Annotated in this window: 17 protein-coding genes and 1 tRNA gene; 6 read left to right on the plus strand and 12 right to left on the minus strand. The window is 69.9% G+C overall.

Annotation, left to right across the window (positions count from 1 at the left end; translation table 11 throughout):
- The first annotated feature begins 5 nt into the window (after window positions 1-5).
- A complete protein-coding gene (locus AKH00_RS01755) occupies window positions 6-854 on the plus strand; it encodes a PAC2 family protein (protein ID WP_050720998.1) in 849 nt (282 codons plus the stop codon).
- Between the two features lie 31 nt (window positions 855-885).
- Here AKH00_RS01755 and AKH00_RS01760 read toward each other — a convergent pair whose 3' ends face one another.
- On the minus strand, window positions 886-1,710 hold the full coding sequence (locus AKH00_RS01760) for an undecaprenyl-diphosphate phosphatase (protein WP_050720999.1): 825 nt from the start codon (window positions 1,708-1,710) through the stop codon (window positions 886-888).
- Between the two features lie 47 nt (window positions 1,711-1,757).
- Complete coding sequence (locus tag AKH00_RS01765; protein WP_050721000.1) at window positions 1,758-3,053, minus strand: M20/M25/M40 family metallo-hydrolase; 1,296 nt, start codon at window positions 3,051-3,053, stop codon at window positions 1,758-1,760.
- Between the two features lie 113 nt (window positions 3,054-3,166).
- On the opposite strand from AKH00_RS01765, the gene AKH00_RS01770 reads away from it, so the two are divergent.
- Window positions 3,167-3,249, plus strand: a tRNA-Leu gene (locus tag AKH00_RS01770).
- Between the two features lie 74 nt (window positions 3,250-3,323).
- Here the strand turns inward: AKH00_RS01770 and AKH00_RS01775 are convergent.
- Window positions 3,324-4,421 carry a VIT1/CCC1 transporter family protein gene (locus AKH00_RS01775; protein ID WP_050721001.1) on the minus strand — a complete coding sequence of 366 codons (1,098 nt, stop codon included), beginning with the start codon at window positions 4,419-4,421 and terminating at the stop codon, window positions 3,324-3,326.
- Window positions 4,422-4,532: 111 nt separating this feature from the next.
- Window positions 4,533-6,275, minus strand: coding sequence for a DEAD/DEAH box helicase (locus tag AKH00_RS01780; RefSeq protein WP_200903782.1), 1,743 nt, complete (start codon window positions 6,273-6,275; stop codon window positions 4,533-4,535).
- 124 nt (window positions 6,276-6,399) lie between these two features.
- Here AKH00_RS01780 and AKH00_RS01785 point away from each other — a divergent pair, with 124 nt between their 5' ends.
- Complete coding sequence (locus AKH00_RS01785) at window positions 6,400-7,230, plus strand: SGNH/GDSL hydrolase family protein (protein WP_050721003.1); 831 nt, start codon at window positions 6,400-6,402, stop codon at window positions 7,228-7,230.
- 16 nt (window positions 7,231-7,246) lie between these two features.
- Here AKH00_RS01785 and AKH00_RS01790 read toward each other — a convergent pair whose 3' ends face one another.
- Window positions 7,247-8,050, minus strand: a complete 804-nt coding sequence (locus tag AKH00_RS01790) for a TrmH family RNA methyltransferase (protein WP_050721004.1) — start codon at window positions 8,048-8,050, stop codon at window positions 7,247-7,249.
- 86 nt (window positions 8,051-8,136) lie between these two features.
- On the opposite strand from AKH00_RS01790, the gene AKH00_RS01795 reads away from it, so the two are divergent.
- Both AKH00_RS01795 and AKH00_RS01800 read left to right on the plus strand, forming a co-directional pair.
- Complete coding sequence (locus tag AKH00_RS01795) at window positions 8,137-8,976, plus strand: Sir2 family NAD-dependent protein deacetylase (RefSeq protein WP_050721005.1); 840 nt, start codon at window positions 8,137-8,139, stop codon at window positions 8,974-8,976.
- Complete coding sequence (locus AKH00_RS01800; protein ID WP_050721006.1) at window positions 8,973-9,560, plus strand: histidine phosphatase family protein; 588 nt, start codon at window positions 8,973-8,975, stop codon at window positions 9,558-9,560. Before AKH00_RS01795 ends, AKH00_RS01800 begins: the two co-directional genes overlap by 4 nt.
- Before the next feature lie 21 nt (window positions 9,561-9,581).
- Here AKH00_RS01800 and AKH00_RS01805 read toward each other — a convergent pair whose 3' ends face one another.
- Genes AKH00_RS01805 through AKH00_RS01825 form a run of 5 tightly spaced genes read right to left on the minus strand, consistent with a single transcriptional unit; the run spans window position 9,582 to window position 15,558 of the window.
- Window positions 9,582-10,388 (minus strand): HpcH/HpaI aldolase/citrate lyase family protein, encoded by an 807-nt coding sequence (locus AKH00_RS01805; RefSeq protein ID WP_050721007.1) that lies wholly within the window; start codon window positions 10,386-10,388, stop codon window positions 9,582-9,584.
- Window positions 10,385-10,906 (minus strand): MaoC family dehydratase, encoded by a 522-nt coding sequence (locus AKH00_RS01810; RefSeq protein ID WP_050721987.1) that lies wholly within the window; start codon window positions 10,904-10,906, stop codon window positions 10,385-10,387. Before AKH00_RS01810 ends, AKH00_RS01805 begins: the two co-directional genes overlap by 4 nt.
- 10 nt (window positions 10,907-10,916) lie before the next feature.
- A complete protein-coding gene (locus tag AKH00_RS01815) occupies window positions 10,917-12,068 on the minus strand; it encodes an acyl-CoA dehydrogenase family protein (protein ID WP_050721008.1) in 1,152 nt (383 codons plus the stop codon).
- A complete protein-coding gene (locus AKH00_RS01820) occupies window positions 12,065-13,999 on the minus strand; it encodes an acetyl/propionyl/methylcrotonyl-CoA carboxylase subunit alpha (RefSeq protein WP_050721988.1) in 1,935 nt (644 codons plus the stop codon). The genes AKH00_RS01815 and AKH00_RS01820 overlap by 4 nt, the downstream gene beginning before the upstream one ends.
- 5 nt (window positions 14,000-14,004) lie before the next feature.
- Window positions 14,005-15,558, minus strand: a complete 1,554-nt coding sequence (locus AKH00_RS01825; protein WP_082297347.1) for a carboxyl transferase domain-containing protein — start codon at window positions 15,556-15,558, stop codon at window positions 14,005-14,007.
- 112 nt (window positions 15,559-15,670) lie between these two features.
- On the opposite strand from AKH00_RS01825, the gene AKH00_RS01830 reads away from it, so the two are divergent.
- Window positions 15,671-16,264, plus strand: a complete 594-nt coding sequence (locus AKH00_RS01830) for a TetR/AcrR family transcriptional regulator (protein ID WP_050721010.1) — start codon at window positions 15,671-15,673, stop codon at window positions 16,262-16,264.
- Here AKH00_RS01830 and AKH00_RS01835 read toward each other — a convergent pair.
- Both AKH00_RS01835 and AKH00_RS01840 read right to left on the minus strand, forming a co-directional pair.
- The gene (locus AKH00_RS01835; protein ID WP_050721011.1) at window positions 16,257-17,627 is read right to left on the minus strand and encodes a dihydrolipoamide acetyltransferase family protein; all 1,371 of its coding nucleotides are present in this window, start codon (window positions 17,625-17,627) and stop codon (window positions 16,257-16,259) included. The genes AKH00_RS01830 and AKH00_RS01835 overlap by 8 nt on opposite strands.
- Window positions 17,624-18,634 carry an alpha-ketoacid dehydrogenase subunit beta gene (locus AKH00_RS01840; protein WP_050721012.1) on the minus strand — a complete coding sequence of 337 codons (1,011 nt, stop codon included), beginning with the start codon at window positions 18,632-18,634 and terminating at the stop codon, window positions 17,624-17,626. Before AKH00_RS01840 ends, AKH00_RS01835 begins: the two co-directional genes overlap by 4 nt.
- Between the last annotated feature and the right edge of the window lie 2 nt (window positions 18,635-18,636).

Genomic DNA, 18,636 nt, shown 5'->3' on the forward strand with positions numbered 1-18,636 from the left:
CCACCATGGACGTCCTCGGTTCGCGCATCATCATCGCCGCCTTCGACGGCTGGAACGACGCGGGAGAAGCCGCGAGCGGAGCGATCGCTGCGCTGCGTGAGATGAGCGAGTACGACCTCGTGCACTCGATCGACCCCGAGCTGTACTTCGACTACCAGTACACGCGCCCCGCCACGAAGATGGATGCCGAGGGACGCCGTCAGCTCACCTGGCCCGAAGCGGGTCTGTGGCGCCCTCGGGATCCAGGGCCGGGTCCCGAGTTCTGGGTGCTCACCGGCGCGGAGCCCGCGCGCACCTGGCAGGCGTTCGCCTCGGAGTTCGTCGACGTGGCGCTGCGCGACGACGTCTCGGGACTCGTGACGCTGGGGGCGATGCTCTCCGATGTGCCGCACACCCGCCCGATCTCGATCTTCGCATCGAGCCAGAACGAGCAGGTCCGTGAGGCCCATGGTCTCGAGCGCTCGCTGTACGAAGGGCCGGTCGGCATCCTCAGCGTGTTCGAGCACTTCGCCGAATCCGCCGGCATCCCCACCGCGAGTCTGTGGGCGAGTGTGCCGCACTACGTGGCGTCCGCCGCTCCCTCGCCCAAGGTCACGCTCGCTCTGCTCGACCGCCTCGAGGAGCTCACGGGTGTCGACGTGCCGCGCGACCATCTCCGCACCGAGGCGGCTGCCTGGGAGGCGTCCGTGGACGCCGCCGCGGCCGACGACGAGGATATGACCGAGTACATCCGTCAGCTGGAGCGCACGCGCGACACGTGGGACTCCCCCGACGCCTCCGGTGACGCGATCGCCCAGGCGTTCGAGCGCTACCTCAAGCGCCGTGGCGACGGCCCGTCCGACCGCAAGGGCTGACCGCAAAGGCTGACCGCCGCCTCGGGCGCGATCAGGGGGCGATGACGCCGGTGCCCAGCAGCACGAGCAGAACCGTGCCGAGCAGGATGCGGTAGATCACGAACGGCAGGAAGCTCCGCTTCGAGATGTAGTTCATGAAGAACGCGATCACGCCGAGAGCCACGACGAAGGCGATGCCGGTCGCCGCCAGCGTGTCTCCGAACGAGAAGAACGCCGGCTCGTCCCAGCTCTTGAACACCTGGTAGAAGCCACTGCCGAAGACCGCAGGGATCGCGAGCAGGAACGCGTAGCGCGCCGCGGCGGCACGTTCGTAGCCGAGGAACAGACCCATCGTGATGGTGCCGCCCGACCGCGACACACCCGGGATCAGTGCGAGCGCCTGTGCGAAGCCGTAGGCCACACCGTGCGGATAGGTGAGGTCCTCGAGCGTGCGGCGCTTGGCGCCGACGTAGTCTGCGACGCCCAGCAGGATGCCGAACACGATGAGCATGACGGCGACGATCCACAGCGACCGGAACACGCTCTCGATCTGGTCCTGGAAGAGCAGACCCAGGACCACGATCGGGATGCTGCCGATGATGATCATCCACCCCATGCGCGCGTCGGGATCGCTCTTGGGCGCCTTGCCGATCAGCGACCGGAACCACTGGCGGATGATGCGGACGATGTCGCGCCAGAAGAACACCACAACGGCCGCCTCCGTGCCGATCTGCGTGATCGCGGTGAACGCGGCACCGGGGTCCTCCCCCGAGGGCAGGAACGTCCCGAGGATGCGCAGGTGCGCGCTGGAGGAGATCGGGAGGAACTCGGTGAGTCCCTGGACGATGCCGAGGATGAGCGCTTCGAACAGATGCATGGAGGGCCTTACGGGGTGTCAGGTGACCGCGACGGACGCGGAAGCGCTCAGTAGGTGCGCAGCAGATCGGCCAGCACCTGCTGACCGAAGACAAGCGATTCTACGGGGACTCTCTCGTCGACCCCGTGGAACATGCCCGTGAAGTCGAGGTCCGCAGGGAGACGCAGCGGTGCGAAGCCGTAGCCCGTGATGCCGAGGTAGGCGAGTGCCTTGTTGTCGGTGCCCGCGCCGAGCAGATACGGGATCACCGGCACGCCCGGATCGTGTCGTCCCAGCGCGCCGACCATCGCGTCGACGAGTGCGCCGGCGAACGGCGTCTCCATCCCGATGTCGCGAACCACGGTCTGGATCTCGATGTCCTCGCCGACGATCTGCTGCAGCTCCGCGAGGACGTCGTCCTCGGTTCCGGGGATCACCCGCACATCGATCAGGGCCTCGGCGCGCTCGGGGATCACGTTGTGCTTGTACCCCGCCTTCAGCACCGTCGGGTTCGTCGTGGTGCGGAACGTCGAGCGCAGGAACGCCTCTGCGGGTCCCGCGGTCGCGGCCAGGGCGTCGGGGTCGTCGACGGGAAGCCCGCTGAGCTCGCTCAGGCCCTCCAGGAGCGCCTCGGTCGTCGCCGTGAGTCGGACCGGCCACCGGGTGCGCCCGATCGCCGCGACCGCTTCAGCGAGGCGTGTGACGGCGTTGTCCTCGTGCAGACGGCTGCCGTGCCCGGCGCGGCCCTTCGCAACGAGCCGGATCCAGATGAGGGCCTTCTCCCCCACCTGCAGGAGGTAGGCGCGACGGTCGTCGACCGAGATCGAATAGCCGCCGACCTCGCTGATCGCCTCTGTGGCGCCCTCGAACCACTCCGGGTGGTTCTGCACGACCAGCGCGGAGCCTTCGACTCCGCCGTTCTCCTCATCGGCGAAGAACGCGAGGATCAGATCCCTCTCCGGCTGCTCACCGGCCCGCAGGATGTCCGCGACGGCGGTGAGGATCATCGCGTCCATGTTCTTCATGTCCACGGCGCCGCGGCCCCACAGCATCCCGTCCTGCACGACACCCGCGAAGGGATCGACGGTCCAGTCCTCCGCCATCGCGGGGACGACATCGAGGTGTCCGTGCACGACCAGTGCCGGCTTGCCGCGGTCGCGGCCGGGGACGCGCGCCATCACGTTCGTACGACGCGGGATCGGCTCGTAGTACTCGACCTCGAGTCCGAGCCCTTCCAGATACGCGCCGACGTATTCGGCGGCCTCCCGTTCGCCCTTCGCGTCGCCGCCTCCGAAGTTGGAGGTGTCGAACCGGATGAGGTCCCGTGCGACGCGCACGACCTCGGGGAGGGACTCGTCGTTCATGTGGTCCAGGCTATCGAAGCACCGAGGCGCGCCCGGGCGGCAACGTCGGTTTCAGGGTGCGCTCCACGCCGTGCTAGTGTAAATCCTCGTTCGGCAACGAACATCCAACACCTGCGCGGGTGGCGGAATGGTAGACGCGCTACGTTGAGGTCGTAGTGCCCGATAGGGCGTGGGGGTTCAAGTCCCCCTCCGCGCACGGACAGGCCCCGGAAGATCATCGGATCTCCCGGGGCCTTCTTCGTTCCCGGATCTCGGCGGGCTCGCGTCGGATCAGACTGCGCCGACGCCGAACACGAGGCCGAGCACGTACGTGATCGCCGCGGCGCCGAAGCCGATGGCGAGCTGGCGCAGCGCTCGTCGGAGAGGCGGACCGCCGGACAGGATGCCGACCATCGCACCCGTCGAGAGCAGGGCGACTCCGACGAGGACGAGGGCGACGATCACCGCGGTCGCACCCTGCAGGCCGAAGATCCAGGGCAGCACCGGGATGATCGCCCCGGAGGCGAACAGCAGGAACGAGGAGATCGCGGCCGTCCAGTCGCTGCCGACGATCTCGTGGTCGTCCCCCGACCGCACGGGCACCGGTCCCGTCGCCGTGCGCTCGACGCCGGCGCGGGCGGCCGAGACGATCCGTCGAGCGCGCGCGAGCGCCTCCTCCTGGTCGATGCCCCGTGCACGGTACACCAGCGCGAGCTCGTTCTCGTCGATGTCGAGGTCGGCGGCCGTCGCGGCGGCGTCCTCGTTCGCCTCGGTCGCGGCGAGCAGCTCCCGCTGAGACCGCACGGAGACGAACTCCCCCGCCCCCATCGACAACGCGCCGGCGAGCAGGCCCGCGATGCCGCTGAACAGCACGAACCCCGAGCTCACCCCCGTCGCTCCGATGCCCAGCACGAGGGCGAGGTTGCTGACGAGTCCGTCGTTCGCTCCGAACACGGCCGCACGGAACGATCCGGAGAGCCTGCGACGCCCCCGGGCGGCGAGTCCCCGGACGACCTCGTAGTGAACCTTCTCGTCGGCCCGCATCGCGGGCGTCGCGTACTGCTCCGAGTCGTACGGCGACCGCGCCTCCGCGCTCTGCGCGAGCGCGAGCACGAAGATCGATCCGAAGCGCCCCGCCATCCAGCCGAGGAGCCGGGAGCGGAGCCCCGCGCTCGGCAACTTCGCGGGCTCTCCGCCGAGGAGATCGAGCCAGTGCTGCTCGTGTCGACGCTCCGCCTCGGCGAGGCTCAACAGGATCTCCCGCTCCTCCCCCGTGCGGCGGCTCGCGAGCTTCTGGTAGACCAGACCCTCTGCGCGCTCCTCCACGAGATAGCGAGCCCAGCGGCGTCGATCCGCCGCCGTCTCCTGAGCGGGTGCGGGACTGGTCATGCGGTCTCCTCCTCGGAGCGTGCGGGCGCTCTCCACGCTAGCGTCGTCGCTCCCGTGCGATGAGCCTGGGGCAGGGATTGCCAGGATTTCGGCGCGGTGAAGCCGACTCCGTCAGGAGCGCACCCGCTTGCGCAGCACGTCGATGCGCGCCTGCAGCTGGGTCACGGTCGCCTGCGCGACAGCGGGCCCTCCGCAGATGCGTCGCAGCTCGGCGTGCACAGCCCCGTGCGGCTCGCCCTTCTGGCGGGCGTAGAGACCGACGAGGCTGTTCAGGAGCTGCCTCTGCTCCTTGAGCGTGCGGTGCAGCGGGGCGGGCAGCGTGGTCGTCTCGGTCGGACTTGCGGACGCCTCACGCGCCTCCCGCAGACGCGACTGGCGCGCCTGACGCTGCATGAGCAGGTCGTGCACGTGCTCGGGCTCGAGGAGGCCCGGGAACCCGATGAACTCCTCCTCCTCGGGCGTTCCCGGTTCGGCGAGCTGACCGAACTCCTTGCCTTCGAAGACCAGGCGGTCGAAATGGGCGACCGAGGACAGCGCTTGATAGCTGAACTCCTGGGTGAGCGCGTCGGAGGCGTCGTCCTCGCGGTTGGCGCTCTCGAGCAGCGAGTCCTCGAGGCCGCCGTCGTCCTTCGACTGACGATCGAGCGCATGATCGCGCTGCTTGTCCATCTCGTTCGCAAGACCCATGAGCACCGGCACCTGCGGCAGGAACACGCTCGCGGCCTCGCCTCGGCGGCGGGCGCGCACGAAGCGTCCGATGGCCTGCGCGAAGAACAGCGGCGTCGACGACGACGTGGCGTACACCCCGACCGCGAGGCGCGGGACATCGACGCCCTCGGACACCATGCGCACCGCGACCATCCAGCGGTCGTCGCTCGCACTGAACTTCTCGATGCGCTCTGACGCGGTGGCGTCGTCCGAGAGGACGATCGTCGGCTGCTGTCGTGTGATGCTGTGCAGGATCTTCGCGTAGGCGCGAGCGACGGTCTGATCCGTCGCGAGCACGAGGCCGCCGGCGTCCGGAACGTGATTGCGGACCTCGGTGAGACGCCGGTCGGCTGCGGACAGCACCGCCGGCATCCATTCGCCCTCAGGGTCGAGCGCAGTGCGCCAGGCCTGAGAGGTGACGTCCTTCGTGTTGTCCTGACCGAGGTGCGTCTCGAGTTCGTCTCCCGAGCTCGTGCGCCACCGCATCTTGCCCGCGTACATGTGGAACAGCACGGGGCGCACGACGCCGTCGGCCAAGGCGCGACCGTAGCCGTAGTTGTAGTCCGTGCGGGAGATCCGCGCTCCGGACTCGTCGGGGTGGTACTCGACGAACGGGATCGGCGCAGTGTCGCTGCGGAACGGCGTGCCCGAGAGCAGCAGACGCCGCCTGGCCGGGCCGTAGGCGTCGCGGATCGCGTCTCCCCAGCTGAGAGCGTCGCCGCCGTGGTGCACCTCGTCGAGGATCACGAGCGTCTTCGCGTCCTCGGTCAGATGGCGGTGCACCGAGGACTTCGCGGCGACCTGCGCGTACGTCACGACCGCTCCGTGATAGTGCCGTGCGGGCGCCCAATGGCTGTTGCGGAAATGGGGGTCGAGGCGGATGTGCACGCGCGCCGCGGCGTCGGCCCACTGCGTCTTGAGATGCTCGGTCGGCGCGACGACGATCACGCGATTCACCTCGCCCATGCGCATGAGCTCGACGGCCAGGGTCAGGGCGAACGTCGTCTTGCCTGCGCCCGGGGTCGCGGCGACGAGGAAGTCGCGCTGATCCGCCTCGAAGTACTGCTCGAGGGCCTCCTGCTGCCAGGCGCGCAGCTTGTTGGCGGTTCCCCACGGGGCACGCTGAGGAAAGGACGGAGAGAGCATCGGAACAACGATAATCGCTCCCTCCGACATCGGCGCACGCCGTCGCCGGTGTCGGGAGGCGGAGTAGGCTCGGTCACTGCGCGACCTCCACCGACGGACGCGCGCGTTCGCGAAGGAGAGCTGGATGACCGACCAGGATTCGACTCGGACCCCCTATGTGGCCAACGAGACGCCGCATCCGTGGCGTCGTTTCGTCGCCGTAGGCGACTCGTTCACCGAGGGCATCGGCGACCCCGATCCCGCCGTGCCCGGCGGCAACCGCGGGTGGGCCGACCGCGTCGCCGAGGTGCTGTCGCAGGATGTCGACGACTTCGCCTATGCGAACCTCGCCGTGCGCGGCAAGCTCATCGCGCAGATCGTCGAGGACCAGATCGAGCCGGCGGTGGCGCTCCGCCCCGACCTCATCTCGATCTGCGCCGGAGGCAACGACGTCATCCGCCCCGGCACCGACCCGGACGCGATCTCGGTGCAGCTCGAGGATGCCGTGGCGCGGCTCTCCTCGACGGGCGCAGCCGTGATCCTCTTCACGGGGATCGACACCCTCTTCACGCCCGTGTTCCGCCCCTTCCGGGGAAAGGTCGCGATCTACAACGAGAACATCCGGGCGATCGCCGATCGCCACGACTGCATCGTCGCCGATCAGTGGGCGCTCAAGACCGTGCAGGACATGCGCTTCTTCGACGACGACCGGCTGCATTACAACGCGCTCGGCCACCACGAGATCGCACGGATGGTGTTGCGAGCCCTCAACGTGCCGAACGACCTCGAGTCGATGCAGCCCGAGACCATTCCGCTCCGGACTTGGCGGGAGGCCAGGGCGGAAGACCTCGGCTGGGCGCGAGAGCACCTCGTCCCCTGGGTGCTCCGCCGTCTGCGGCACCAGTCCTCAGGGGATCACGTCGCCGCCAAGCGCCCGGACGCGGCGCCCTACCTCTCCCTCTCCGACGAGAGCTGAGCCGGGTCGACCCGGCTCAGTCGTCGCCGAGCGCGTACAGCGCGACGGCTGCCGCGGAGGCGACGTTGAGCGAGTCCACGCCTCCGCGCATGGGGATCGTGACGACCCGGTCCGCGAATGCGAGCTCCTCCGCAGACAGGCCGTCGCCCTCCGAGCCCATCAGCAGCGCGACTCGATCCGGCCGCCGGCGCGCGTACTCGCGCAGGGAGACGGCGTCTTCCGAGAGAGCGAGCGCCGCGACCTCGATCCCCTCGGCGTGCAGAGCGGACACCGACTCCTGCCAGTCCGACATCCGCGTCCACGGCACCTGGAACACGGTGCCCATGCTCACCCGCACGCTCCGGCGGTAGAGCGGGTCCGCGCAGCGAGGGGCGACGAGCACGGCATCCGCGCCGAGACCTGCTGCGGCACGGAAGGCGGCGCCGATGTTCGTGTGATCGCCGATGCCGGCGAGGATCAGCACCAGTCGCGCGTCACGGACCACCGCGGCCACATCGGGAAGCACCGGTCGGTGCATGGCCGCGAGGGCGCCGCGGTGCACGTCGAATCCTGCGACGGACTCGGCCACGGCATCGGGGACCTCGTACACGGGCACGTCGACGTCGCGCATGATCGAGCGGATGCCGTCGGTCCATCGTCGTTGCACCATGACCGATCGCGGACTGTGGCCGGCTCGCACGGCCCGTTCGATGACCTTCGCGGATTCGGCGATGTACAGACCGTTGGCGGACTCGGTGCGCATGCGCAACGCGGTGTCGGTGAGGCCCCGATAGTCGTCGAGGCGCGGATCGTCGGGGTCGGTCACGAGGTGCAGGTCCACATCCCTACTGTGGCATCCCGCGCGCCGAGGTCGGCCGCCCGCATCCCGGTGTCGCCGCCACCGCCTAGACTCGAGGAGGAGGTCCTGTGAGCGCATCGAGTCCCGTCGAGCTGTCGGCCATCGTCGCTCGCACCGCAGAACTCCTCGCCGGCCGCAGGATCGCGCTCCTCACCGGGGCCGGCATCTCCACGGACTCCGGCATCCCGGCCTATCGAGGCGAGGGCTCCCGCACTCGCAGCGATCCCATGACGATCGACCGCTACCTCGGCGACGAGGCCGCGCGCCGTCGCTACTGGGTCGGCGGCCACCTCGGCTGGCGCGCGTTCGCCCGCGCCGAGCCGAACGCCGCGCACCGCGCCCTCGCCGCAATGGAGTCCACCGGCCACGTGACGGGCGTCATCACCCAGAACGTCGACGGACTGCACCTGCGGGCCGGAAGCTCGCACGTGATCGAAGTGCACGGCACCATGCGCCGCGTGACCTGCCTGCACTGCGGCCAGGTGTTCGACCGTCGCGACGTCGCGACGCAGATCGAAGACCTCAATCCCTGGATCACCGTCCCCGAGAACGTGAAGCTCGCGCCCGACGGCGACGTGCTGCCCGAGAGCACCGAGGGCTTCGTCGTGCCCGTGTGCACCGTGTGCGGCGGGATGCTCAAACCCGACGTGGTCTTCTTCGGCGAGTACGTGCCCCAGGACCGCTTCCGTGCGGCGGAATCGCTGCTGCGCTCGAGCGACGCGCTCATCGTCGCGGGGTCGTCGCTCGTGGTCAACTCCGGGGTGCGGCTGGTCGAACGCGCGCGACGCCGCAGCATCCCCCTCGTCATCATCAACCGTGAGCCGACACGTGCCGATCCGTGGGCGGACATCACCATCGCCGCCGGTACGGGCGACGTGCTCCCCGCCCTCCAGGAGCTCCTTCCATGACCCTCATCACGCTCGTCCGTCACGGCCAGACCGACTGGAACCTCGCCCGTCGCATCCAGGGCTCGACCGACATCCCGTTGAACGAGACCGGCCGGGCCGATGCCAGGACCGCCGCCGGCCTTCTCGCCGACACGACTCACCACGCCATCTACTCCAGTCCCCTCGTGCGTGCCCGTGAGACCGCGGAGATCATCGCGGACGAGCTCGGACTCGACGCGCCGCACCTCGTGCGGGACGTGCGCGAACGCGAGTTCGGCGAGGGCGAGGGCATGCTCGTCGCCGACTACCTCGAGCAGTACGGCGACTGGCTCGCCCCCGTGCCCGGCGCCGAGACGCTCGGCGCGGTGGCCGATCGCGCCCTGGCGGCCATCGACGCGATCGCCCGGGACTCCCGTCGTCGATCCGCACCATTGGCCGAGTCCGTCATCGTGGTGGCGCACGGCGGCGTGATCCGTTCGCTGATCGATCATGTCTCCGGGGGCACGCTCCCCCGCGTCGGCGATGTGCTCGCCAACGGATCAGTGCATCGTTTCGAGGCGTCGCCCGGCTCGCTCCGCCTCCTGGAGCACGCGATCCTCGTCTGAGCCCGCGGTCTGAGTCCGCGGTCAGTGTGCGCGGTTGATCACCGCGCGCGCATGCCGGAGCACGGGTTCGTCGATCATGCGGCCCCGGAAGCGGAAGACACCGCGTTCCGTCCCGGCGGCCGAGAGCACGTCTCGCGCCCAGGACACCGTCTCCTCATCGGGGGCGTAGGCCGCGCGGATCACGCCGACCTGGCTCGGGTGGATGCACGCCGTGGCGGCGAAACCCGACGCCGCAGCATCCTCCGCCTCGCGGCGCAGCCCGTCGATGTCGTCGATCGCGATGTGCACCGCGTCGATGGCCGCCTTCTCGTGCGCACCCGCCTCGATGAGCACACGAGAGCGGGAGTAGCGGGCGACGTCACGGTACATCCCGTCGGCGGTCCGACTCGCGGTCCCACCCAGAGACGCGACGAGATCCTCCGCGCCCCACATCATCGCGACGATCCGCGGATGCGCGGCGATCCGATCCGCGAAGTGGACGCCGCGGGCCGTCTCGCACAGGGCGAGCAGGTCGAATCGCTCGTCGAACGCCGATAGTGCGGCCGGATCCTCGGTCTTCGCGACCATCACGGTGCGGAAGTCCGTCTGCGACAGGGTCGACAGGTCGGAGACGAACGCCTCCGTCCCGGGGGCGTTCACGCGCACGATCACGCGATCCGGATCGAGGTCGGCGTCGATGAGGTTGCCGCGGGCGGTGGCCTTCGCCTCGGGGAGCACGGCGTCCTCGAGGTCGAGGATCACGGCGTCGGCCTTCTCGAGTGCGCCGCGGAAGCGCTCAGGGCGATCGGCCGGGCAGAACAGCAGCGCAGGTCCCAGAGCGAAGGTCATCGGTCGTCTCCCTCGGGGGCGCAGCGGACGAGGACCGATCGCGTCGCCGTGGCCACGACCGTGCCGTCCTGGTTACGGCCGGTGTGCGCGATCCGCACGATGCCCTGCCCCGGTCGGGAGGCCGACAGCCGCTTCTCGACCACGGTGCTCTCGGTGTAGAGCGTGTCGCCCGCGAACAGCGGATGCGGGAACGAGACCTCTCCGAATCCGAGCTGCGCGACGAGCGTGCCCTGCGTGAGCTGCGCCACGGAGGCGCCCACCATGGTCGACAGCGTCCACATCGAGTTGATGAGCCGCGCGCCGAACGGCTCCTGCGCGTCCGCGAAGGCCGCGTCCAGGTGCAGGGCCTGCGTGTTCATCGTCAGGGTCGTGAAGAGCACGTTGTCCGCCTCGGTCGCCGTGCGCCCGGGACGATGCAGGTAGCGGGCGTCGAGGGCGAATTCCTCGAACCACAGGCCGCGCTGCACGACGTCCTTCGTCGGCCCGTCACTGCTGTTCGGCTCTTCTGTGTGTCGCATGCCGTCCACGCTACCCGGCGAGCCCGAGGGCCCGAGCGATCACGAGAAGCTGCACCTCGGTGGTGCCCTCGCCGATCTCGAGGATCTTGGAGTCGCGGTAGTGCCGGGCGACCGGGAACTCGTTCATGAAGCCGTTGCCGCCGAAGATCTGGGTCGCATCGCGGGCGTTGTCCATCGCCGCCTCGCCCGCGACGAGCTTGGCGATCGCGGCCTGCTCGGCGAACGGCCGACCGGCGTCGCGCAGGCGAGCCGCATGGTGCCACGCCAGGCGGGCCGTGTGCACGCGTGCCCGCATCCGGGCGAGCGTGAACTGGGCGTTCTGGCGGGTGCTGAGCGCGCTGCCGAAGATCGTGCGACTCTTGGCGTAGTCCACCGCGGCCTCGAGGCATCCCTCCGCGGCGCCCGTGGAGAGAGCCGCGATCGCGATGCGTCCTTCGTCGAGGATGCTGAGGAAGTTGCGGAAGCCGCTCCCGCGTTCTCCGAGCAGGTTCGACTCGGGGACGCGGGCGCCGGTGAAGGTCAGCGGATGCGTGTCCGAGGCGTTCCAGCCGACCTTGTCGTAGGCCGCCTCGACCGTGAAGCCGGGTGTGCCGTTGGGCACGATGATCGTCGAGATCTCCTTGCGCCCCTCGGAGGACCCCGTCACGGCCGTGACCGTCACGAACCGGGTGATCGGCGTGCCGGAGTTGGTGATGAACTGCTTCGAGCCGTCGATCACCCACTCTCCGCCGTCCAGGCGCGCGGTGGTGCGCGTGGCACCCGCGTCGCTGCCTGCTTCGGGCTCCGTGAGACCGAAGCCCGCCAGGGCATTCCCCGCGAGCAGATCGGGAAGCAGCTCCTGCTTCTGCTGCTCGGTCCCGAAGCGGAAGACCGGCATCGCGCCGAGACTCACTCCGGCCTCGAGCGTGATGGCGATCGACTGATCGACACGGCCGAGCGCCTCGATCGCGATGCCGAGCGCCATGTAGTCGCCGCCCTGTCCGCCGTACTCCTCGGGGAACGGCAGCCCGAACAGCCCGAGGTCGCCCATCGCCGCGACCACGTCCATCGAGAGCGTGTGCGTGCGATCCGCCTCGTAGGACTGCGGCGCGACGACGGTCTCCGCGAACTCCCGCACCATCCCTGCGAGTTCGCGTTCCTCGTCCGTCAGCTGCTCGTTCATGCGCTCTCCTCCGTCGTGACTCGCGCGACCGCCTGGTCACGTCGTACCTGGTCTCCTACCGAGACGAGCAGATGCACCGTCCCGTCCCGCGGAGCGACCACCTGGTGCTCCATCTTCATCGCCTCGATCGACACGAGCGGATCGCCGGCCCTGACCACCGCTCCCTCCGTCGCATGCACGGCGACGACGCTGCCCGGCATGGGCGCAAGCCCCTCCGGGCCGCCGGCCGCGGCCTCCTGCTCGCGCGCAGCGAGCCGATGGCGAAGGCGTGCGCGGCGGTCCAGCGGGCGCAGACGCGCCGTGCGCCCGTCGGTGCTCACCCACACCGCCCCGTCCGCATCGACGGCCGTCGCGATCCCGGACCCCACGGATCCGGCTGATGCCGCCTCGATCACGTCGCCGCTATCGGTGAGGAACGCGAGAGTCGATGCAGTCGGATCGGAGAGCGAGAGCCACACCGATCCTGCCCGCTCGATCGCTCGTCGCGAGTGGGCATGCGCCGAATCGCTCTCCCGAACCCGAGCGGCAGCGGCCGACAGCATCTCCGGAGACGGCGCCTGCTCCGCGACCGGGAGCAGGGTCTCGATGATGCCGGTGTCGAGGTCGCCCGATTCGACGCGCGGATCTCGGCACAGCTCTCGGAGGAAGGCGATGTTCGTGTCGACGCCCAGCACGACCGTCCGACCGAGCGCATCGTCGAGGCGTCGGAGCGCGGTCGCACGGTCCTCCGCGACCGCGACGACCTTCGCGATCATCGGATCGTAGAACCCGGTCACCTCCGATCCCGTCTCGACCGCTGCATCCACCCGCACTCCCTCGGGGGCGTCGAACAGGAGGACACGGCCGGTCGACGGCAGGAAGCCGCGCTCGGGAGATTCGGCGTAGATGCGTGCCTCGATCGCGTGACCGTGCAGCGCGGGTCCCTCGTCGAGTGCGCCACCCGCGGCGACGTGCAGCTGCAGTGCCACGAGGTCGAGGCCGGTCACCTCTTCCGTGACGGGGTGCTCGACCTGGAGCCGGGTGTTCATCTCGATGAAGAAGACCTCGTCGGGACTGTCGGCGTCGATCAGGAACTCGACGGTCCCGGCCCCGACGTAGTCGACGCTCTCCGCCGCCTGGATCGCGGCGCGCAGCAGACGGTCCCGCGTCTCGTCCGGTATGCCGGCGGACGGCGCCTCCTCGATCACCTTCTGGTGACGACGCTGCAGAGTGCACTCGCGCTCCCCCAGCGTGATCACCGTTCCGTGGACGTCGCCGAAGACCTGCACCTCGATGTGGCGCGGACGGCGGATCAGTCGCTCGAGGATCAGCGCGTCGTCGCCGAATCCCGCCTTCGCCACACGTCGCGCGGAGGCGAGGGCGGCGCTGAGCCCGGTGGCGTCCGAGACGACCTCCATGCCCTTTCCTCCACCGCCTGCGCTGGGCTTCACCAGCAGCGGGTATCCGACGGCGTCGGCCTCTTCCGCGATCTCGTCGTCGGACAGCCCGCGGGCGTCGAATCCCGGGACCACCGGGACTCCCGATCGGACGACGTGATCGCGGGCACGTGCCTTGTCGCCCATGATCTGCAGCGCATCGATCCCGGGTCCGATGAAGACGATCCCGCTCTCGGCACACGCCTCGGCGAGGCCGACGCTCTCGGACAGGAACCCGTAGCCCGGGTGGATGGCCTGCGCCCCCGTGCGACGCGCAGCGGCCACGACGGCATCGATGTCGAGATACGACTCCGCCGCAGGGGCGGGCCCGATGCGCACGGCCTCGTCGGCCTCTCGGACGTGGGGGGCGTCGGCGTCGGCGTCGCTGTAGACGGCGACGCTGCGGATGCCGAGCGCCCGGAGGGTGCGGATCACGCGACGGGCGATCTCCCCTCGGTTCGCGACGAGCACGGCGGAGAAGGAGGAAGCGCTGGGGGTGGCGGGAGCGGTGTTCACGGGGATCACATCCGGAAGAGGCCGAAGCGGGGTTCGGGCAGTGGGGAGCGGGAGATGACGTCGAGCGCGAGTCCGAGGCGGTCGCGGGTCTGTGCGGGGTCGATGATCCCGTCGTCCCAGAGCCGCGCCGTGGCGTAGTAGGGCTCACCCTGGGTCTCGTACTGCGAGCGGATCGGCTGCTCGAACGCGACGCGCTCCTCGGCATCCCAGGATTCGCCGCGGGAGGCGAGCTGCTCCTCCTTGACGGTCGCGAGGACGGATGCCGCCTGCGGGCCGCCCATCACCGAGATGCGGCTCGCGGGCCAGGTCCACAGGAAACGAGGCGAGTAGGCGCGGCCGCACATCGAGTAGTTCCCGGCTCCGAACGAGCCGCCGATGATGACCGTGAGCTTCGGCACGCGGGTGCTCGCGACAGCCGTGACCATCTTCGCCCCGTCCTTCGCGATGCCGCCGGCCTCGGCATCCGATCCGACCATGAATCCGGTGATGTTCTGCAGGAACAGGAGGGGGATGCCGCGCTGATCGCACAGTTCGATGAAATGGGCGCCCTTGAGCGCGGACTCGCCGAAGAGGACGCCGTTGTTGGCCACGATCCCCACCGGGTGACCGTGCAACCGCGCGAACCCCGTGACGAGCGTGGTGCCGTACTCGGCCTTGAACTCGTGGAAGGTGTCGGCATCGATCAGGCGCTCGATCACCACGTGCACGTCATAGGCGGCGTTCACATCGACCGGGACGACGTCGTACAGAGACCCGTGCTCGGCGGGGGCGACCGAATCGACGACGTCCCAGGCGGGAGCGAGCGGCGCCGGGAGGGTCGCGACGATGTCGCGCACGATCTCGAGGGCATGCTCGTCGTCCTCCGCGAGGTGGTCGACGACTCCGCTGCGTCGCGCGTGGAGCTCACCCCCGCCGAGTTCCTCGGCGCTCACGACCTCGCCGATGGCCGCCTTCACCAGCGGCGGACCACCGAGGAAGATCGTGCCCTGTCCGCGGACGATCACGGTCTCGTCGCTCATCGCCGGCACGTAGGCGCCGCCGGCCGTGCAGGAGCCGAGCACCGCGGCGATCTGCGGGATTCGCTCCGCCGACATGCGCGCCTGGTTGAAGAAGATGCGTCCGAAGTGGTCGCGGTCCGGGAAGACCTCGTCCTGCTGGGGAAGGAACGCCCCTCCGGAGTCGACGAGGTACAGGCAGGGCAGCCGGTTCTCGAGTGCGATCTCCTGCGCTCGGAGGTGCTTCTTGACGGTGAGCGGGAGGTACGTGCCGCCCTTGACGGTCGCGTCGTTGCAGACGACCATGACGTGGCGGCCGTGCACGAGTCCGATGCCGGCGATGACTCCGGCCGCCGGCGCCTCTCCCCCGTAGAGTCCCTCGGCAGCGAGGGGCGCGATCTCGATGAACGGACTCCCCTCATCGAGAAGACGGGCCACGCGTTCCCGCGGGAGCAGCTTGCCGCGGGCGACGTGTCGCGCGCGCGAGGCCTCCGGTCCGCCGCGTGACACGGTGGCGAGACGGTCCCGCAGCTCTGCGGCGAGGGACTCCTGGGTATCGGGCATCGTGAAGTCCTCCTCGACCCACGTCGCGCCTCGGTAACGATCTGGCGCACTCGACGATATTCCGGTTAGTGTGCACTAACCCGTTGCATCAGGTTAGCGAGGATTAACTGAGATGACAAGCCCCGTCACGGCCCGCGACCGCGCCAAGGCCGAGCGTTCGGATGCGATCCTGCGCGCCGCCGCCCACCTGTTCGCCGAACGCGGATACAACGGTGTGAGCCTCGAGGACATCGGCACCGCCGTCGGCGTGTCCGGCCCCGCGGTCTACCGCCACTTCGCGGGCAAGCAGGCCCTGCTCGGAGCCGTGCTCGTCCAGGTCAGCGAGGACCTCGTCACCGGCGGCACCGACGTCGCCGACGCGGCCGTCGTCGACGACGCGCGCATGCGGGCTCTGATCGCCTTCCACGTCCAGTTCGCCCTCGGGCACGCCGACGTCATCCGGGTGCACGACCAGGAGGTCGCCCACCTCGCGGAGGACGACCGCGCCGCGGTCCGACGCCTGCAGCGCGCGTACATCGAACTCTGGATCCGCACCCTGGAGCCGCTGGTCGACGCAGCCCCCGAGGAGCTGCGCCTGCGGGTGCAGGCCTGCTTCGGTCTCATCAACTCCACGCCGCACAGCACGCGCGCCGCGGTCCGTCAGGACCCCGCCACCGCGATCGTGCTGATCGCGATGGCGGAGGCCGCGCTGCGCGCCGCTATCTGAGGAGCATCGCCCGCCCGGGCTCCTCCAGCACGTCGGCGACATCCTTGAGGAAGCGCGCCCCTTCGGCGCCGTCCACCAGACGGTGATCGAACGACAGGCTCAGCGTCATCATCTGGCGCAGCGCGATCTCGCCGCGATACTCCCACGGCTGACGTCGCACGGCGCCCACCGCGAGGATGCCGGACTGCCCGGGCGGGAGGATCGGGGTCCCCGCGTCCACGCCGAACACGCCGATGTTGGAGATCGAGAAGGTGCCGCCCGCCAGTTCGGCCGGTGACGTCCGCCCTGCTCTCGCCGTCGTCGCGAGTCGCGTGATCGCATCCGCGAGCTCCGGAAGGGTCAGCGCCTCCGCGTCGCGGATGTTCGGGACGATGAGGCCGCGGTCTGTGGCCGCCGCGATACCCAGGTCGACGTATCGGAACTGGACGATCTCTCCAGCGGACTCGTCCCAGCGAGAATTGAGCCCGGGCGTGCGTCCCAGCGCGAGGCACACGGCCTTGGCGATCACGGCGAGGGGCCCGATCCGGTGATCGGAGAGGGTCCTGTCCTCACGGAAGGATGCGAGCAGGTCCATGGTCGCCGTGACGTCGACCGTGTGGAAGACCGTCACGTGCGGAGCGGTGAAGGCGCTCTCCACCATCGCGGCCGCTGTGTGCTTGCGGACCCCGCGGATCGGGATGCGGACCTCGCGCTCCGCTTCGGGCGCTTCCCCGGCCAGGGACGCCGTGTACGCAGCTGCTCCAGAAGGCTGCGGACGCTCGGCGCCCTCGTCCGCCACGCCGGCGCGTTGCGCGTACGCCTCGATGTCGTCACGGGTGATGAGTCGGTCGCCCACGGTCGCGGCGACCAGCACGAGGTCGACGCCGAGACGCTTCGCGTAGGCGCGCACGGGCGGGGTCGAGCGCGGACGTTCGACGACCGTCTCGACGTGCGCGGTGGGCTCGGCATCGTGCGGAGCGGCCTCGAGCACGGCGGTGTCGGCGACCGGCACGGCACCCGCGCGGCGGGCACGACGCGCGGGACGACCGGATGCCGCCGGGGCCGCGCCGTACCCCACGAGGTTCGGCTGCGCCCTCTCCGTCTCGGCACCGCCACCTCCCGCATCCGCTCCGGGGCCTTCGTCGCCGGCGACGTCGAAGGCGATCAGCGGCGCGCCGACCGCGACCGTCTCACCCGCCTCTGCGTGCAACGTCGAGACGGTCCCTTCGTAGGGCGAGGGCAGCTCGACGACCGCCTTGGCGGTCTCCACCTCCGCAAGCGTCTGATTGAGCGCGACCGGGTCGCCGGGCGCGACGAGCCACTGGACGACCTCCGCCTCGGTGAGCCCTTCGCCGAGGTCGGGCAGTCGGAACTCGGTGATCATGCGTCTGCTCCCGTCAGGCTGTTCGGGCGATCGAGGACGCGATCCACCGCGTCGAGGATCCTGTCGAGATCGGGCAGGTGGTACTTCTCGAGCTTCGCGGGAGGATACGGAACGTCGTGACCGGTGATACGCAGCGGCGCGGACTCGAGGTACTCGAAGCAGCGCTCCGTGACGCTCGCGATCACCTCCGCCGCGACCCCCGCCTCGCGCGAGGCCTCGTGCGCCACGACGACGCGACCGGTCTTGCGTACGGACGCAGCGACCGAGTCGTAGTCCACGGGCGACAGTGAGCGCAGGTCGATGACCTCCAGGGAGATCCCCTCGTCCTCTGCCGCCTCCGCCGCCTGCAGCGCCGTCGCGAGCATCGCCCCGTAGGTGATGAGGGTGGCGTCCGAGCCAGCGCGCACGACCCGCGCGAGCCCCATGGGCGCGGCATCGGCCAGGGGAGCATCCAGGTCGACCTCCCCCTTGTGGTGGTACAGCCGCTTCGGCTCGAAGAAGATCACGGGGTCGTCGCTCGCGATCGCCTGACGCAGGCTGCGATAGGCGTCCTCGGGATTCGACACGGCGATGACCCGGAGGCCGGCGGTGTGCACGAAATAGGCCTCGGGGGACTCGGAGTGGTGCTCGGCCGCGCCGATGCCCCCGGCCCACGGGATCCGGATCGTGATGGGCATCTTCACGCGACCCTGCGTGCGATAGTGCAGCTTCGCGACCTGCGCCACGATCTGGTCGAACGCCGGATAGACGAAGCCGTCGAACTGGATCTCGACGACCGGGCGGTAACCGCGGAACGCCAGACCCACCGCCATCCCGACGATCCCGGACTCGGCGAGGGGTGTATCGATCACCCGCTGTGCCCCGAATTCGTCGAGGAGGCCGTCGGTGATGCGGAACACGCCGCCGAGCCTGCCGATGTCCTCGCCGAGCAGCACGACCTTGTCGTCGTCGCGCAGCGCCTGGCGCAGACCGGCGCTGAGCGCCTTCCCGAGCGTCATCTCGACCATGC

Source organism: Microbacterium sp. GCS4, from assembly GCF_001262495.1.
Lineage (GTDB): Bacteria > Actinomycetota > Actinomycetes > Actinomycetales > Microbacteriaceae > Microbacterium.

Coding starts and splice junctions, on each gene's coding strand:
- AKH00_RS01755 (WP_050720998.1), top strand. CDS start 6: ATGGACGTCCTCGGTTCGCGCATCATCATCGCCGCCTTCGACGGCTGG.
- AKH00_RS01760 (WP_050720999.1), bottom strand. CDS start 1,710: ATGCATCTGTTCGAAGCGCTCATCCTCGGCATCGTCCAGGGACTCACC.
- AKH00_RS01765 (WP_050721000.1), bottom strand. CDS start 3,053: ATGAACGACGAGTCCCTCCCCGAGGTCGTGCGCGTCGCACGGGACCTC.
- AKH00_RS01775 (WP_050721001.1), bottom strand. CDS start 4,421: ATGACCAGTCCCGCACCCGCTCAGGAGACGGCGGCGGATCGACGCCGC.
- AKH00_RS01780 (WP_200903782.1), bottom strand. CDS start 6,275: ATGCTCTCTCCGTCCTTTCCTCAGCGTGCCCCGTGGGGAACCGCCAAC.
- AKH00_RS01785 (WP_050721003.1), top strand. CDS start 6,400: ATGACCGACCAGGATTCGACTCGGACCCCCTATGTGGCCAACGAGACG.
- AKH00_RS01800 (WP_050721006.1), top strand. CDS start 8,973: ATGACCCTCATCACGCTCGTCCGTCACGGCCAGACCGACTGGAACCTC.
- AKH00_RS01805 (WP_050721007.1), bottom strand. CDS start 10,388: ATGACCTTCGCTCTGGGACCTGCGCTGCTGTTCTGCCCGGCCGATCGC.
- AKH00_RS01810 (WP_050721987.1), bottom strand. CDS start 10,906: ATGCGACACACAGAAGAGCCGAACAGCAGTGACGGGCCGACGAAGGAC.
- AKH00_RS01815 (WP_050721008.1), bottom strand. CDS start 12,068: ATGAACGAGCAGCTGACGGACGAGGAACGCGAACTCGCAGGGATGGTG.
- AKH00_RS01825 (WP_082297347.1), bottom strand. CDS start 15,558: ATGCCCGATACCCAGGAGTCCCTCGCCGCAGAGCTGCGGGACCGTCTC.
- AKH00_RS01830 (WP_050721010.1), top strand. CDS start 15,671: ATGACAAGCCCCGTCACGGCCCGCGACCGCGCCAAGGCCGAGCGTTCG.
- AKH00_RS01835 (WP_050721011.1), bottom strand. CDS start 17,627: ATGATCACCGAGTTCCGACTGCCCGACCTCGGCGAAGGGCTCACCGAG.
- AKH00_RS01840 (WP_050721012.1), bottom strand. CDS start 18,634: ATGGTCGAGATGACGCTCGGGAAGGCGCTCAGCGCCGGTCTGCGCCAG.